The sequence below is a fragment of the Marinobacterium stanieri genome (genome assembly GCF_900155945.1).
Lineage (GTDB): Bacteria > Pseudomonadota > Gammaproteobacteria > Pseudomonadales > Balneatricaceae > Marinobacterium > Marinobacterium stanieri.
This window is the reverse complement of sequence record NZ_FTMN01000001.1, coordinates 38,015-54,400: the sequence shown is the minus strand read 5'-3', so window position 1 is coordinate 54,400 and position 16,386 is coordinate 38,015. Positions and strand designations below refer to the sequence as shown.

The window sequence follows — 16,386 nt, the reverse complement described above, 5'->3', positions numbered from 1 at the left end:
CCCGGGACGGACACCCGGTCCTGCAATCGGTTACACTGGCCCTGTTTTGGCGGTTTCAGCAATGGAGTGGACAAGAGTACGTGAAACACAAAGGAAGAGAACTACTGGCAGGATTGGTTGTACTGCTGGGAAGCTCGGTATTATCAGCCGCTGAATTTCGCCTCAGTGGTCTTGAAGACCCACTGGCAGCCAACGTGCGTGCCATGCTCACGATTGATGATGCTCTGGAGAAAGAAACCCTGCCACGACCTGGTCGGCTTAACTATCTGCATCGGCAATCAGAAGCGGAAATTCGCCAGGCACTGCAACCCTTTGGCTACTACAACCCTGAGCTGAACCTCGAACTTTCTGTCACAGGGCCGGAAGAAAGCTGGTTCGCCGCCTATGAGGTCAATCCGGGTCCCCGCACGGTTATTGGCAAGCTTCACCTGGCTTTGGATGGTGTCGGGCAGGATGATGAAGAGTTGCAGCGGGTGTTGGCTGAGAGTGCACTTAAGGAAGGTGCCCCTTTCCTGCATCAGGACTACAGTGCCCTCAAATCCCAATTGCAGTCCCGCGCCTCTGAACGCGGCTACTACGATGCGGACTTCACAACCTCCATTGTTCAGGTATTCCCTGAAACCAACCGGGCCGAAATTGAGTTGGTCTATTACACCGGCAATCGTGTCAGCATTGGTGATATCCGCTTTGATGATGCGCCCGTCTCCGAAAAGCTGTTGCGCCGCTATTTGCCGTTTGAATCGGGCGATCCGGTCGATACCGCCCAGCTGGTGACACTGCAGCGAAATCTGATCGACAGTAATTACTTTGGTGATGTGGAAGTGCGGCCTTTGCTGGACGAGCGTGAGGGCGGCATGGTGCCCATCCACATTGGCCTGGGACCACGCAAGCAAACCCTGTACAGCGGTGGTGCCGGTTACGGCACCGATACGGGGGCACGAATTCAGCTGGGGATGACTCGCCGCTGGCTCAATACGCGCGGACACTCCCTGGATACACGTCTGCGCATGTCCCAAATCAAGCAGGAGTTCTACACCACCTACCTGATACCCGGTAGTAACCCAGTCACAGACCGCTTTGCCCTGACACTACGACTGGAAGATGAAGACTCGGATACCATCGATGCCCGCACCGTCGGTATCGGTGGCAGCTGGCAAAAGCAGTTTGCCAACTGGGAGCGCGTGCTGGGCCTGGAGTGGCAGCAGGAAGAATGGATTTTTGAAGGCGAGCAGCGTGATTCCACTTTGCTCTTGCCCAGTGCCCGCTTCAGTCGCACCAAGGCTGACGACCTGCTGAATACGTCCAAGGGGTACTCTCTGGAACTTGGTGTTCAGGCCGCATCCGAAGCCTTGCTGTCGGATACAGACCTGATTCAGTTCGATATGCGAACCAAGCGGGTTGACAGCTTTGCCGAACGTTGGCGCTTGCTGACCCGTGCCGAGCTGGGCATCACTCTGGTGGATGCCGTTGATGACTTGCCGGCTTCTTTGCGCTTTTATGCCGGCGGCGATTCGAGCGTGCGGGGCTATGATTATCAGTCCCTCGGGCCTGAGGGTAAGGATGGCGATGTGATTGGTGGCCGCTACTTGGCTGCCGCCAGCGTCGAAGTTGACTATCTGGTGAAGGATAAATGGCGCGTGGCTGCATTTTTTGATGCCGGTAATGCCTTTGATGACAAGGATGTGGATTTGAAAACCGGTGCCGGTGTCGGCGCGCGCTGGTTGTCGCCCATTGGGCCTATTCGTTTGGATCTGGCCGTGCCGCTGGAAGATTCGGGGGTTCGCCTTCATTTCACGCTGGGGCCTGACCTATGATTCGACCGATCATACGCTGGGGCCTGGGCTGCCTGCTGTTTGTAATTCTCGCCGTTCTGCTCATGGTGGCAGCCATATTGTTCCTGCCCTCGGGAACACGTTTTGCGCTCGGGCTGGTGGACGATTTTGTGCCTCAGGTATCCCTGAACGGGATAGAGGGGACGCTGACCGACAGGCTGGAAATTGATCAGATTGATCTGACGCTACCGGGCCAGACACTTGCTCTGGAGCAGTTCAGGTTCACCTGGCAGCCCTGGTCCTTGCTGGACAAGCAGCTTCAGGTCGATGAAATAAGCCTTGGCCGCGTTCAGCTGGATCTGCATGCACCTGCCGGTGAGCAACCTCAGCCCGAAGCGAGCTCCGGCCCCGTTCTGCCTGAACTGCCCAGTTTCGAGTTGCCACTCCAGTTCCGTCTGGAGCAGCTCAGGCTGGAGGAAGTGGCTGTTTTGCAGGAGGGCTCATTGGTGACAGCGCCTGTCAGCCTGTCGCTGCAGGCTCACTCGGAAGCCAACCGTGTTGTGCTGGACAGCCTTGAGGTCAACCAGGCCGAGAGCCGGGTTAACCTGTCGGGTTGGACCGATCCGTCACAACAGTTTCTCAGTCGGCTGCAGGGCCGCGTCAGCGGTCGGATAGAGGACTGGTGGACACCTGGTCACTGGCAGGAAAGCAAACCCTTCCAACTGGACCTGAATGCAGATTTTGTCGGCGCAGAGCGAACAGCATCGGCGGATGTGAGCCTGCAACAAGCCGATACTCAGCTCAACCTCGCGGCCCAGCTGGGTCTGGCTGAAGTTTTGCAAGTCCAGTATCAGCTCGATGCCAGCGGTATCGACCCTTCACTGGTACAACCCGAGTGGCCCGGCCAGTTGGGGCTGGCGTTGAGCGGTGAGGTCAATCTGGCTGATACGACCGATTTGGTGTTGGATATAGCGCGCCTTGATGGCCAGCTGCGCAATGAGCCGGTGAGCCTGAGCGGCAAAGTCAGTGGCGATCTTGAGTCCTGGCAGCTGGATGCCATCAAGCTGAATTATGCCGGTGCGGATGCCGAAGCGGATGGTCAGGTCAGCCTGCAGACGCTCGATCTCGGTTGGCGTGTCAATGCGCCGGACCTGGCAGCGTTGCTGCCCGATGCCGCCGGTAGCGTGAAGCTGGAGGGGCAGGTTAGTGGGCCGCTGACAACGCCGTCTGTCAGTGCCAGGGTACAGGTTCAGGGCGTCCGCTATGCTGATCAGCTCAGCCTGCAACAGCTGCAGGGGCCGGTTGAGATCGACCTGTCCGGACAAAAGGACTGGCGCGCTGATCTGCGTTTGCAGCAGTTGGAGGCGGCCGGGCAACTGGTGTCCAGCCTGAATCTCAAATTGACCGGGCAGCCGGAACAGCATCAGCTCAGGCTGGATGTGGATGCCAGCACCGGTCAGTTGGAACTGGCGCTTGATGGTGGTTGGCAGGCCGAGCAGCAAATTTGGCAGGGGCAGATCAGTCTGCTGGATGCCAAGCCTCAGCCCTTGAGTCACTGGCGTTCAACAGGCTCGGCACCTTTGTCGCTTTCTTCGCAGGATTTCAAGCTGGAGTCCCTGTGCCTTGATGAACAAACCAAGGGTGGCGGGCTCTGTGTCGATGCGGCCGGTACTTTTGCCGGACAAACCCAGGCTAAGATCAGTCTGGATGAGTTGGCGCTGTCCCTGCTTGAGCCCTTTTTGCAGGGGGCTGAGCTGACACCTCGTCTATCTGCACAGATCGCTTTCAAACAGTCTCCGGGCGGCCAGCCTGAACTGGATGCGGAGCTCACCACGACGGCCGGCAAGTTGACCCCGGCGGCCAGTGAGCAGTCTCTGCCGCTGGAGCCGATACGTATACAGGCGCGCCTGGCTGAAGACCGTCTCAGGGCGGAAGCCAATACCGAACTCTCAGTGGTGAAAGGTGAGCTGGGATTGAATGTGGATGTGGCCGGGCTCAGTGGTGCTCAGACCCTGAAAGGTCAGCTGGCTCTGTCTGCTACGGACCTGAGTCTGATCGAGGTGGTCGTGCCCGATGTGCAAAACATGCAAGGGCAGTTAAATGCCGATTTCGGGCTGTCTGGCAGCCTGTCCGCTCCGGTGATTAACGGTGAGTTGGCCTTTACCGACGGCAACGTGGAGGTGCCGGCAGCAGGTTTGTTGCTGAATCCGCTGGAACTGAGTGTGCGCCCGGTCAATAACGGCGAATCACTTGAGTTTTCCGGCCTGTTCGGTTCCGGTGAAGGTGAGCTGAAGCTGGATGGGCGTTACAACCTGGCGCAGAAGGAAGGCCTGCTGACATTGGCTGGTGATAAATTTGAAGCGATGAACACCAATGTGGCGCAGGTCGAGATCAGTCCGGATCTGAACCTGAGCCTGACTCCTCAGGCCATTCGCCTGGGAGGTTCGCTGACGATTCCGCACGCCCTCATTGCAACTCCTGAATCCAAGGAAAGCGCGGTTGCGCCGAACAAGGATGTGGTCATTGTCGAGGATGGTGAGCCTTTGAACTCGGAACCGGTCGTGCCGGTCTTCGCTGAGCTGGATGTGATCCTTGGCGATGATGTGCGCGTTGATGCCCTGGGCTTTGAAGGGCGCCTGCTGGGGAAACTGCAACTGCTGGAATCGCCGGGCAAGGCCACGCGCGCTAGCGGCAGTATCCAGGTTGAAAGTGGCCAGTACCGCCTTTATGCGCAGGATCTTGAGATTCGTCGCGGTAGTCTGGTGTTTACCGGTGGCCCTGTCGATAACCCCGGGCTGGATCTGCGTATCGGCCGGGAAGTGGAAGATGTGATTGTCGGCGCCAATGTGAATGGCACGTTGAGAGAACCGCGCATGGAGCTCTATGGCGAGCCGGCCATGCCGGACAGCAGCGTGCTGTCTTACCTGCTGTTGGGTAAGGCTCCCGGCGAAAGCTCATCCTCCGAACAGGAAATGCTGACGCGTATGGCCCTGTCGATGAGTATGGCCGGTGGCAATCGCATTACCGATAATCTGCGTGAATCACTGACCCTTGATGAGCTGGGCTTCGACAGTAACGATCAGGAGGAGGGCTCGTCCTTCTTCATCGGTAAATACCTGTCGCCGCGACTTTATCTGCGCTATGGCATTGGCGTGATGGATGCGGTGAATACTCTGAGTCTCAAGTATACGCTGACCGATACCTGGCGCGTTGAAGCGCAAAGCAGCGAGCTGGGTAGCGGTGGCGATATTCTCTACACTTTTGAGCGTTGATGGTGCGGTCGCTTTTAACTGAGGGGGAGGTGCATCTCAGGGGTTACCAACCCGAAGATGCACCAGCCCTGTGGCGACTGTTCTTTGATACGGTGCGTCGGGTAAACCGGCGTGACTACTCGGCTGCTCAGGTTGAAGCCTGGGCATCTGAGGACATAGATCCTCTGGATTGGCAGGCGCTGCTCGATCATAACCGTCCTTTCATCGTTGAGCAGTCGGGCCGTATTCTGGGTTATGCGGATGTGCAGCCCGATGGTCTCATCGATCACTTCTTTTGCCATTGGCAGGCTCAAGGAAAGGGTGTGGGCACGCGCTTGATGGTCCATATCGAGCTCCAGGCGCAACGCCTGGATCTGAACGCTCTGCATGCACATGTCAGCCTGACAGCCGAACCTTTTTTCAAACGATTCGGTTTTGAGGTGGTGAAGCGTGAAGTCGTTCAGGTGCGTGGGCAAAGCCTGCCGCGATGCCTGATGCGCAAGGATCTTTCCAGTAAATAAGAAATCGCTCATTAGCGTCTAAAATTCGCGATTTTCTTCCAATTATCCTTCTTTCTCTCAATTCGCTTTTCCGATCAGGTGTTGTAACCCGATCGGAGATTGGTTAGTATTTTTATTAATTGAACGTTCAATCAATAAAAATTGGTGCCCTCGCCATGCCAAAAATCGGAGTTAAGGATACCCGCAAACAGCAACTGATCGACGCCGCCATGGAGTCGATTGCCGAGCTGGGAATGCAGAACACGACCATCGTCAGTATCAGCAAAAGGGCGGGTCTGTCCTCCGGCATCATCAGCCATTACTTCGGTGGCAAGCAGGGTTTGATTGAAGCGGCCTTGCGTCATCTGCTGGATCAGTTGGGCAAGGAGCTGCGTGTTCGCATGGCCAATAACGATGGCACTCCGGAGCAGCGACTCAACTGCATTATCGAGTCCAACTTCTCCGAATTTCAGCGTTCGGCGCTGGCGGCCAAAACCTGGCTCAGCTTCTGGGCTCGGGCAATGCATGAGCCTGGCTTGAAACGGCTGCAGCAGATCAATAACGCACGCTTGTACAGCAACCTGCGTTATTCATTTGCTCAGGTGATGGCGCCTGATGAAGCCACGGCTGCTGCCCGGCAAACGGCTGCGATGATTGACGGTTTCTGGCTGCGCAGTGCCTTGAGTCTGGATCCGCAGGAAAACTTTGAAGCAGGTGAGCGCCTGTGTAAGCGCTTTGTGCAGGAAAGCCTGGCCCAGGCACGTGCGCAGGCAAGCAAGACGAATTCTTAATCTGAGGTTTGACGGTTTTTTATGTCCCACACGCTTCCACGCATTCAGAACTTTGTTCACGGACGTTTCCTGGCTAACACCAGCGGCCAGACCTTCCCGGTGGTTAACCCCGCAACGGCTGAAGTGATTTACGAAGTCGAAGTGGCCTGCGAATCCGTTCAGCAGGCCGCGATTGAGAGTGCTCGCGAAGGCTTTGCTCAGTGGTCTGCCATGAGTGGCATGGAGCGCAGTCGGATTCTGTTGAAAGCGGTGGCCTTGTTGCGTGAACGCAATGATGAGCTGGCGGCTATTGAGGTGCGTGATACCGGCAAGCCGATGCAGGAAGCGGAAGCGGTCGATGTGGTGACCGGGGCGGATGCGATTGAGTTTTTTGCCGGGCTGGCGCCTTCCATCGAAGGCAATCAGCAGGATTTGGGTGGCGATTTTTACTATACCCGCCGCGAACCGCTGGGTATTTGTGCCGGTATCGGTGCCTGGAACTACCCGCTGCAGATCGCTTGCTGGAAATCGGCCCCGGCGCTGGCCTGCGGCAATGCCATGATCTTCAAACCCTCGGAAGAAACGCCGCTGGGTGCCGTCAAACTGGCAGAGATTTTCATTGAAGCGGGTGTGCCTGCTGGCGTGTTTAACGTCGTGCAGGGCGCGGCCGAGGTTGGCAGCTGGCTCACACATGAGCCGGCGATTGCCAAGGTTTCGTTCACGGGCGAAGTGGGCACCGGTCAGAAAGTGATGGCCGCGGCGGCTTCTTCCTTGAAAGATGTAACCATGGAGCTGGGCGGCAAATCCCCGTTGATCGTGTTTGAAGATGCCGATCTGGAAAATGCCGTTTCGGCCGCGATGGTGGGTAACTTCTACACTCAGGGCGAGATCTGCACCAACGGTACCCGTGTGTTTGTGCACAAGGCCATTTACCCGCATTTCATGGAGCGTCTACTGGAGCGGACCGCCAACAACATCAAGGCGGGTGACCCCATGGACCCTGACACCAACTTTGGCGCGCTGATCTCGGCAAAGCATCGCGATCTGGTGATGAGCTATATCGCCAAGGGCCTGGAAGAGGGGGCAACCCTGGCCTGTGGTGGTGAGGCCTTCTCGCCGGACTCCTGCACAGGCGGCTACTTCGTGCAGCCTACCATCTTCACCGACTGCTCTGACGACATGACCATCGTGAAGGAAGAGATCTTTGGCCCGGTGATGTCGGTGCTGATCTTCGATGACGAAGACGAAGTGATTGCACGCGCCAACAATACGGACACCGGACTGGCTGCAGCCGTGTTCACCAACGATCTGCGCCGTGCGCATCGCATTATTCATCGTATTCAGGCAGGAATCTGCTGGATCAACAGCTACGGTGCTTCACCTGCTGAAATGCCGGTGGGTGGTTACAAGCTGTCCGGTATCGGTCGTGAAAACGGACGCGTGACCCTGGACCACTACACCCAGATCAAGGCGGTGTATGTGGGCATGCAGGATATCGACGCACCCTTTTAATTCAGCACCTCAAAGCGGAGACCCTAGATGAAAGAAACACAATACGATTACATCATTGTGGGCGCCGGTTCCGCAGGTTGCGTGCTGGCCAATCGCTTGACGGAAGACGGTCGTTTCAGTGTGCTTTTGCTGGAGACCGGAGGCAGTGACAAGAGCATCTTTATCCAGATGCCGACGGCATTGTCGATTCCGATGAATACTGAAAAATACGCCTGGCAGTTTGAAACCGAGCCCGAGCCTTTCCTGGATAACCGTCGCATGCATTGCCCGCGGGGCAAAGTGCTGGGCGGTTCCTCATCTATCAATGGCATGGTGTATGTACGTGGCCATGCCCGTGATTTTGATGAGTGGGACAGCGAAGGGGCCACCGGTTGGCAATATTCCAATGTGCTGCCGTACTTCAAAAAGGCAGAAAGCTGGGCCTTTGGTGGTGATGCTTACCGTGGCGAAGATGGCCCCTTGGGTGTCAATAACGGCAACAACATGCAGAACCCCCTGTACCAGGCATTTGTGGATGCGGGACAGGATGCCGGTTACTTCACGACGGCTGACTATAACGGCGCTCAGCAGGAAGGCTTTGGCCCCATGCATATGACCGTCAAGCATGGGCGTCGCTGGTCTACCGCGAATGCCTATCTGCGCCCGGCCATGGAGCGCCCGAACCTGAAAGTGGTGACCCATGCACTGGTACACCAGGTGCTACTGGATGGAAAAACGGCGACCGGTGTCCGTTTTGAGCAGGGCGGCAAGGTGCATGAGGCCAAGGCTTCGCAGGAAGTGATTCTGTCTGCCGGCTCTATCGGCTCACCTCACCTGTTGCAGCTCTCCGGCATTGGTAACCCCGAGGTACTGGAACAGGCTGGCATCGAGGTGAAGCATGCGCTGCCGGGCGTAGGTGAAAACCTGCAGGATCACCTGGAATTTTATTTCCAGTTCCGCTGCAACAAGCCGGTTTCACTCAACCGTAAATTGGACTGGTGGAACAAGCTCAAGATCGGTGTGCGCTGGATTCTGAAAAAGGATGGTCTTGGTGCTACCAATCATTTTGAGTCCTGTGGATTTATTCGCTCAAAGGCTGGAGTGGAGTGGCCGGATCTGCAGTATCACTTCCTGCCGGCGGCCATGCGCTACGACGGTCGTGAGGCCTTTTCCGGTGATGGCTTCCAGCTGCATATCGGCCATAACAAGCCGAAAAGCCGAGGTTTTGTTCATGTAACCTCCGCTGATCCGAAGCAGGCACCGCGTATTCGCTTCAACTACCTGGAGCATGAGGCTGATCGCGAAGGCTTCCGGGATTGTGTACGCCTGACACGAGAAATCATTAACCAGCCGGCGATGGATGCCTACCGTGGCGCCGAAATTCAGCCCGGTGAAGATATCAAAGACGACGAGCAGATTGATGCCTTTGTGCGTCAGGCTGTGGAGAGTGCCTACCATCCATCCTGCTCCTGCAAGATGGGTACGGATGCGCTGGCTGTGGTTGACCCGGAAACGCGGGTCCATGGCATCAACAATTTACGGGTAGTGGACTCGTCCATCTTCCCGACCATACCCAACGGCAACCTCAATGCGCCCACCATCATGGTCGCGGAGCGTGCTGCTGATCTTATCCGGGGCAAGGAGCCCCTGCCACCTTCTGATGCACCTGTCATCATGGATGACAACTGGCAGGCGCGTCAGCGTCAGGGAGAGGCGAAGCGCGTGTTTCACTAGCACCGCGTAGCCATCTTCCGCCCCGGCGCGCAAGGCGCCGGGGTCGCAAACCATCAGGATTTCCCTATCAACGCCTGGTCTTCTTGACCCTGTCTTTGTGCGCCCGATAGGCAAGTCCTGGCCCGTCTACATCCTAACGCGGGGGTTTGTATCCGATTCGAATGATCAGGTGTTCAGTCATGGCCTGAGGCCCGGCTGCGCCTAAACTTCAAAGTAGAGGAGGAACACCCATGCTGTTTGCCAGCGATAATCTGATTAACCGGGAGGCCACATGAACCTCTGGTTATCATCCGGCTTGATCTTCACGTTCGCCGCACTGGTGTACGTTTTGTACAAGTGGTGGGATATTAAATGTATCGGAGTTACGCCCGTGCGTACCCTGACATTTACCGCCATTCTGTTTACCTCGGGACTCGATGTGGGTCTGATCATGTTTCCGCTGACCGAGTTTGGCGGCTACGGTAATCTGACCGATAATCCCGAGTACAGCTTTGCCAACCCGTTGGCCATTGAGTTCGGTTATTGGGCCTTTCTGATCTGGGGCTTCTATTTCCTGACCTGTTTTTACTTCTGCATCATTGAGCCGCGCGTGGGCTTCTTTGATATTCCGCTGGTCAAGTGGGTCAACAATATCGTGATCATCGGTACCTGTGCCTTTACGGCATACCTGCTGTTGGTGAACCTGCCCTGGTACATGCCACAGATTGGTGACGGGGAGTCGGTGGTCCCCACCTTCTACCTGATTGTATTGGCGTCCATCGGTCTGGCGGTGTATTCCAGCAGCAAGATCAAATATCTGCGCCTGCTGAGCGTAGGGTCCAGCGTGTTGTTTATCGCCCTGATCGCGGTTATGTGGTTCCGTGCCTTCATGCTGGATAATGGTTCACCGGCCGATTTCCTTGGTACAGCCGGGCTGATCGGTGAGTACTTCACCAATTTGCACCAGTTCATGTTGCCGCTGAATGATTACCACGCGTTTTATCTGTTCTGGTGGTTCTCCTGGAGCATCATGATCGGCCAGTTCACGGCACGCTTCGTCAGTGGTATTCGCACCTGGCAGTTGCTGCTGGCAATGCTGGTGATACCTTCGCTGGCAATCGGCGTCTGGTTTACCATTCTTTATCACTACCATGCGGAAGGTCTGAGCATCGCGGGCTTTATCAACCTGGCGATGATCCTGGTAGGGGTATTGATGGTTGTAAACTCTCTGGATTCATTGATTCGTCTGTACACGGACAACCTTAACCTGACCGTAAAAAGACTGGGTCAGTGGCCTTATCTGCTGGGTAACCTGGTTGCCATGTGCGGTCTGACACTGCTGTTCCAGCTGGACTTCCTTCGCATTCAGTGGGTAGGGGCGCTGGTAATCGCGCTGTACTTCGGCTGCTTTGGTTACATTCTGCTGAAAAAACGTGCGGAGGTTGCCGCTATTAAAAGCTCACCGCGCGATAACAAATTGGACTTTGGCAAGATAGAGCTGGCCAACTGAGGCAAGTTACGGCAGCGGGGCGCAAGGCGCCGCTGCTGTAACTAATTAGAGCTGCTCATCTCGGAAGCGGGCGACAATTTCGCTTGCTTCCGCTTGCTGGTTTCGCAGTGAAGCCACGCACTCGGCATCGAGTTTCCCGGCTTCGACCATGCGCTCCAGCTCGATAAGGGCGTCTGTCACCGGCCAGGGCGTTTTATAGGGGCGCTCGCTGGTCAGGGCATCGAAGATGTCGGCGACCGTGACGATGCGAGCCTCAATCGGAATGTCCTTGGCGGTCAGACCGTTTGGGTAACCGCTGCCATCCAGAAACTCATGGTGGCAGGCAACGATATTGAGCATCACCTACGCATCAGCCAGGTGCCCCACCTGATAATCTTTCAGCACCTTCTCGATGATCTGAACACCCTTGGCCACATGGCCCTGCATCACGGCACGTTCCTGCGCATTCAGGCGCGCGGGTTTGAGCAGAATTTTGTCCGGAATGCCGATTTTGCCAATATCGTGCAGGGATGCGAACAGATGAATGTGCTCGATTTTCTCATCACTTAACCGATATTGTGCCGCAACGCCCTTGGCGATCAGGCGTGCAAACTGCGCCATGCGGGTCAGGTGTTTACCCGTCTCGAAGTCACGCAAGTCTGCGAAGTCACGGGCTGCCTGGGCGGTTGCCAGCAAGGCATTCACGGCGGTTACTTCGGCGGCAATGGTCAGGTTGATGTTGTTGCACAGCATCATCAGGTCACGCTGCACGGTGTCGGTAAACACGCTGGAACGAGTACTGTCGATGAATATAAAACCGAGAAAGTTCTGGCCGTTGAACATGGGCATTGTAAACGATGAGGTATAGCCCTGGTCGATAAGCCAGTCGGAGTGGGGGTTGCCGGGCGGAATGTCGCGACGGATATCATCGATGACACGGCAGGTGCGCTGCTGTGACATTGTTAGAAGCGATGTGCTGTCAGACAGAGGGTACTCGTAGTTGACGATGGCATGTCCCTGGTGGGTACTGTTGATGAAGGTTTTCAACAGGTCGGTATCCGGGTCATACAGTGCACAGGCAATCCGCGCGATACCGCGTACTCTTTCCAGGATGTTGTCGTGGAGTTGCTCCAACTGCTCGGTGAGCGAATGAACGCTACTGAACAGGGGTATGCCGTTAAATCTGAGCATCTAGGCCCTCATTACTCTCATCCATGATACAGGCACCCTTGCCAGCCACTTGAATCAATGACGGGGCCGGCCTAGAGTCGAATCTGTATTCTGGCGCAAAAAGGCGCTTACTTGAATTCTGGTATTGTATACGAAAGAGCCCGGCAAAGGGCCGGGCTCTTGCTTGCATGTACTGGCTGGGCAGTGGTTACCGCAGCAGCAGCAAAGGAACCGGGCTGTTATGCAGCATCCAGTTGGTCATGCTGCCTACCAGCAGCTGGCGGATGCGGGAATGGCCCCAGGCCCCCATCACCATCAGCTCGATCTCGTTTTCCTTGATGTAGTTCAGCAGTGCCGGGCGGACTTCTTCCTGCTCAAGCGTTGCGGTAGTGACATCAAAGCCGTTGCCCTGCAGCATTTTCTCGGCGTTGGCCAGTTGCTCGCGTTGACGCTCCACGCGCTTGCCGGCCATTACCAGATGACAGGGCACGCCTTTGAGCAAGGGGCTTTGCGCTACCATATTCAGTGCCTTGTTGGCCGTGGCGCTGCCATCATAAGCCATCAGGAAACGCTTGGGTGCGCTGAAACCGTCCAGTGCCATGAGAATCGGCTGCTGCAGCGTGCGGGTCACGTTTTCCAGGTGGCTGCCAACGGCGTTGGCTGCGCGGGCGTGAGCCTCGCCTTGGCGACCCATGATCAGCAGGCGGATATCGGCCTGATTTTCCTGCAGGCTGTCGACCAGGTTGTCATGGCGCTGCAGGCGATCGATCTGCTCGGAGGCAACGCCACGGGCTTCGATCTGCTTTTGTGCTTCCTGCAACATGAAACGACCCTGCTCCAGCATCAGGCGGCTGCGCTGGTTGTCCAGTTCGGCCAGCTCCTCCAGCAGGTGCTCGCGAGTGCCCAGGCCGATATTGCCGCTCATGTCGCTTTCGCTCGGGTAATCGGTCTTTTCCAGTACGTGCAGTAGCTGCAACGGGGCGCTCAGCTGTTGCTGGGCCCAGGCAGCGGCATCGCAGACTGCCAGTGCTGCGGGAGATCCATCGATACAGGCGACGATTTTGCTCATCTTTTCGCTCCTTAGTGCCCGGCCATGATCTTGTCGACCTGTTCCGGCTTGTCATGCACGGCCAGCTTGTCGACGATGGTGCGGCTGGCTTCGTTGAGGCCGATCACTTCAACCTCGACCCCTTCGCGGCGGAACTTGATTACAACCTTGTCCAGTGCCGAAACCGCGCTGATGTCCCAGAAATGGGCCTGGCTCAGATCAATTACGACCTTATCAAGCACTTCCTTGAAATCAAAGGCAGCATTGAATTTTTCACAGGAGGCGAAGAACACCTGACCGGTGATGGTGTAGGTACGGGTTTCGCTGGCGCTGTCTTTTGCGCTGCTGATGCGCATGTACTGACCCACCTTGTTGGCGAAGAACAGTGCGGCCAGCAGCACGCCGACAAACACGCCCAGTGCCAGGTTGTGGGTCATCACCACAACGGCCACCGTTGCCAGCATGACAATATTGGTGGACAGCGGGTGTTTGCGCAGGTCGCGGATGGATTCCCAGGAGAAGGTACCAATGGATACCATGATCATGACGGCAACAAGCGCAGCCATCGGGATCTGGCTGATCCACTCATCCAGGAATACCACCAGGATGATCAGGAACAGGCCGGCCACAAAAGCGGACAGACGACCACGGCCACCGGATTTCACGTTGATCACCGACTGGCCGATCATGGCACAACCGGCCATGCCGCCGAGGAGGCCAGCACCAATGTTGGCAATACCCTGACCTTTGCACTCCTGGTTGCGGCTGCTGGTGGTGTCAGTCAGCTCATCTACGATGGACGCTGTCATCATGGATTCCAGCAGGCCCACGACAGCCAGACCCAGAGAGTAGGGCAGGATGATCAACAGGGTTTCCAGGTTCAACGGCACATCCGGCCACAGGAAGACCGGCAGGGTATCCGGCAGTTCACCCATATCGCCTACGGTGCGGATATCCAGTCCCATCACCATGGCCACAGCAGTCAGCAGAATGATGCAGACCAGCGGTGAGGGCAGACTTTTGCCAACCACCGGGATGTAGGGGAACAGGTAAATGATGCCAAGGCCTGCCGCTGTCATGGCGTAGACATGCCAGGTGACGTTGGTCAGTTCCGGCAGCTGGGCCATGAAGATCAGGATGGCCAGTGCGTTGACGAAGCCTGTCACTACCGAGCGCGAGACAAATCGCATCAGGTCCCCAAGCTTGAGGAAGCCGGCAATGATCTGGAAGACACCGGTCAGCAAGGTGGCGGCCAGCAGGTATTCAAGGCCGTGCTCCTTGACCAGGGTAACCATCAGCAGCGCCATGGCACCCGTGGCCGCAGAAATCATGCCCGGGCGGCCACCGACAAACGCGATAATGACGGCGATACAGAAAGAGGCATACAGACCGACTTTTGGGTCCACGCCTGCAATAATTGAGAAGGCGATTGCTTCGGGGATCAGGGCGAGGGCGACCACCGTGCCGGACAACAGGTCGTTGCGGACGTTGGAGAACCACTCCTGTTTCATTCTTTGCAGCATCTACAGTCTCTTGCTTGAGTTGCACATTGTTCGGAGGCTGCACGCACGCGGCGGAGCCGGAAAAGAGTCTATCGCTGTCAGGTGACAGGATCGTGCAAGGCGATCGGGCGCCCGCGGGTATCTGGAGCGATAAAGGCGCGAAATTATACAGAAAAGGCCTTGTTCATGCAGCCTGAAACCAAAATGTAACGCGGCACATGATTGTATATATGGGAAAACAGATATATGATTTTTCGTATATATTATTTATAGGGAAGCTCTCATGACACCTCTTGAGCTGTTCAAGGCTCTGGCCGATGAGACGCGGCTTGTCAGCACTCTGTTAATACAGCGTGAAGGGGAGCTGTGTGTCTGTGAACTGATGGAGGCTCTGCAGGAATCTCAACCCAAGGTTTCCCGGCATCTGGCCAAACTGCGTGCTCTGGGATTGCTGGCTGACAGGCGTCAGGGGCAGTGGGTTTTTTATCGCCTTCATCCAGATCTGCCTGAGTGGATGAATGACATGGTGGCACATGCCGCAGCTAATGCGGATGCCCAGTTGGAAGTACCGCTTACAAGGCTCAAGGCAATGGACTCTCGGCCATCGGCAGGCAGTGATGTCTGCGGCACTGGCTGCTGACAGGGTATTAAGGAGTTTGCGTGGGAATTTTTGAACGCTACATGACGCTCTGGGTTGGTCTGTGCATTCTCGCCGGGGTGTTGCTGGGGAATATGATTCCCGGCGCCTTTGCCGGCATTGCGCAGCTGGAAGTGGCCCACGTCAATCTTGTGGTAGCCCTGTTTATCTGGGTGATGATCTACCCGATGATGGTGCAGATCGACTTCAGTGCCATCAAGGGTGTGGGCAAGAAACCCAAAGGGCTGGTGCTGACGCTGGTCATTAACTGGCTGATCAAGCCGTTTACCATGGCGGCCCTGGGCTGGCTGTTTTTCCGGGTACTCTTTGCCGACTGGGTGGATCCTCAAAGTGCTGGCGAGTACATTGCCGGCATGATTCTGCTGGGTGTCGCGCCCTGTACGGCGATGGTGTTTGTGTGGAGTCAGCTGACCAAGGGCGACCCCAACTATATGCTGGTGCAGGTATCGGTGAACGATATCATCATGGTGTTTGCCTTTGCCCCTATTGCGGCTTTCCTGCTGGGCGTCAGTGATATTCATGTGCCCTGGGAAACCCTGTTGTTGTCGGTAGTACTTTACGTCGTGTTGCCGCTTTTGGCCGGTGCCTGGACCCGGCACAAGCTGGAACGTCAAAATGACGGTCAGCGACTGGAGCGTTTTCTGCACCAGCTCAAGCCCTGGTCCATTCTCGGTCTGCTGGCGACTGTGGTATTGCTGTTCGGGTTTCAGGCCGAAACCATCATTGCCCAGCCGCAAACCATCGGCCTCATCGCCATCCCCCTGCTGATACAAACCTACGGTATTTTTATCATTGCCTATGCGTGTGCCTATTGGCTGCGTTTGCCGCACAAGGTGGCTGCACCGGCGTGCATGATTGGTACATCAAACTTTTTCGAGCTGGCCGTGGCGGTTGCCATTTCGCTGTTTGGCCTTCACTCCGGTGCTGCCCTGGCAACCGTTGTTGGAGTGCTGGTTGAGGTACCTGTCATGTTGTCGCTGGTGGCCTTCGCCAACCGTACACGCCACTGGTTCGGGAGTTGA

General features: G+C 56.4%; 11 protein-coding genes and 1 pseudogene. 9 read left to right on the top strand and 3 right to left on the bottom strand.

The annotated features are described in order from the left end of the window. The first annotated feature begins 80 nt into the window (after positions 1–80). The 7 genes from BW956_RS00245 to BW956_RS00215 all read left to right on the top strand — a co-directional run bounded on the left by BW956_RS00245 (position 81) and on the right by BW956_RS00215 (position 11,007). Complete coding sequence (locus tag BW956_RS00245) at positions 81–1,814, top strand: autotransporter assembly complex protein TamA (protein WP_083702871.1); 1,734 nt, start codon at positions 81–83, stop codon at positions 1,812–1,814. Continuing rightward, positions 1,811–5,044, top strand: a complete 3,234-nt coding sequence (locus BW956_RS00240) for a translocation/assembly module TamB domain-containing protein (RefSeq protein WP_076459939.1) — start codon at positions 1,811–1,813, stop codon at positions 5,042–5,044. Before BW956_RS00245 ends, BW956_RS00240 begins: the two co-directional genes overlap by 4 nt. 29 nt (positions 5,045–5,073) lie before the next feature. Then, complete coding sequence (locus BW956_RS00235) at positions 5,074–5,544, top strand: GNAT family N-acetyltransferase (protein ID WP_244894306.1); 471 nt, start codon at positions 5,074–5,076, stop codon at positions 5,542–5,544. Positions 5,545–5,699: 155 nt separating this feature from the next. Then, a complete protein-coding gene (gene betI / locus BW956_RS00230) occupies positions 5,700–6,314 on the top strand; it encodes a transcriptional regulator BetI (protein ID WP_076459936.1) in 615 nt (204 codons plus the stop codon). 21 nt (positions 6,315–6,335) lie between these two features. Further along, positions 6,336–7,805 carry a betaine-aldehyde dehydrogenase gene (betB, locus tag BW956_RS00225; protein WP_076459934.1) on the top strand — a complete coding sequence of 490 codons (1,470 nt, stop codon included), beginning with the start codon at positions 6,336–6,338 and terminating at the stop codon, positions 7,803–7,805. A 27-nt stretch (positions 7,806–7,832) separates the two neighbouring features. Continuing rightward, positions 7,833–9,518, top strand: coding sequence for a choline dehydrogenase (gene betA / locus BW956_RS00220; RefSeq protein WP_076459932.1), 1,686 nt, complete (start codon positions 7,833–7,835; stop codon positions 9,516–9,518). 271 nt (positions 9,519–9,789) lie between these two features. Further along, complete coding sequence (locus BW956_RS00215; RefSeq protein WP_076459931.1) at positions 9,790–11,007, top strand: choline transporter; 1,218 nt, start codon at positions 9,790–9,792, stop codon at positions 11,005–11,007. A gap of 45 nt (positions 11,008–11,052) precedes the next feature. Here the strand turns inward: BW956_RS00215 and BW956_RS00210 are convergent. The 3 genes and pseudogenes from BW956_RS00210 to BW956_RS00200 form a co-directional block, all read right to left on the bottom strand. After that, positions 11,053–12,177 (bottom strand): annotated as a pseudogene (locus BW956_RS00210) (HD domain-containing phosphohydrolase). Positions 12,178–12,364: 187 nt separating this feature from the next. After that, positions 12,365–13,225: a universal stress protein gene (locus tag BW956_RS00205; RefSeq protein WP_076459929.1), complete on the bottom strand. Its 861-nt coding sequence runs from the start codon at positions 13,223–13,225 to the stop codon at positions 12,365–12,367. 11 nt (positions 13,226–13,236) lie between these two features. Next, positions 13,237–14,727, bottom strand: a complete 1,491-nt coding sequence (locus tag BW956_RS00200) for a SulP family inorganic anion transporter (protein ID WP_076459927.1) — start codon at positions 14,725–14,727, stop codon at positions 13,237–13,239. Positions 14,728–14,989: 262 nt separating this feature from the next. On the opposite strand from BW956_RS00200, the gene BW956_RS00195 reads away from it, so the two are divergent. Beyond that, positions 14,990–15,346, top strand: coding sequence for a metalloregulator ArsR/SmtB family transcription factor (locus BW956_RS00195; RefSeq protein ID WP_076459926.1), 357 nt, complete (start codon positions 14,990–14,992; stop codon positions 15,344–15,346). 20 nt (positions 15,347–15,366) lie between these two features. Then, positions 15,367–16,386 (top strand): ACR3 family arsenite efflux transporter, encoded by a 1,020-nt coding sequence (arsB, locus tag BW956_RS00190; protein WP_076459924.1) that lies wholly within the window; start codon positions 15,367–15,369, stop codon positions 16,384–16,386.

Excerpts from the sequence above, each read along its gene's own strand:
- BW956_RS00205 (WP_076459929.1), bottom strand. The coding sequence starts at position 13,225 with ATGAGCAAAATCGTCGCCTGTATCGATGGATCTCCCGCAGCACTGGCA.
- betA (WP_076459932.1), top strand. The coding sequence starts at position 7,833 with ATGAAAGAAACACAATACGATTACATCATTGTGGGCGCCGGTTCCGCA.
- betB (WP_076459934.1), top strand. The coding sequence starts at position 6,336 with ATGTCCCACACGCTTCCACGCATTCAGAACTTTGTTCACGGACGTTTC.
- BW956_RS00215 (WP_076459931.1), top strand. The coding sequence starts at position 9,790 with ATGAACCTCTGGTTATCATCCGGCTTGATCTTCACGTTCGCCGCACTG.
- BW956_RS00195 (WP_076459926.1), top strand. The coding sequence starts at position 14,990 with ATGACACCTCTTGAGCTGTTCAAGGCTCTGGCCGATGAGACGCGGCTT.
- BW956_RS00200 (WP_076459927.1), bottom strand. The coding sequence starts at position 14,727 with ATGCTGCAAAGAATGAAACAGGAGTGGTTCTCCAACGTCCGCAACGAC.
- BW956_RS00240 (WP_076459939.1), top strand. The coding sequence starts at position 1,811 with ATGATTCGACCGATCATACGCTGGGGCCTGGGCTGCCTGCTGTTTGTA.
- betI (WP_076459936.1), top strand. The coding sequence starts at position 5,700 with ATGCCAAAAATCGGAGTTAAGGATACCCGCAAACAGCAACTGATCGAC.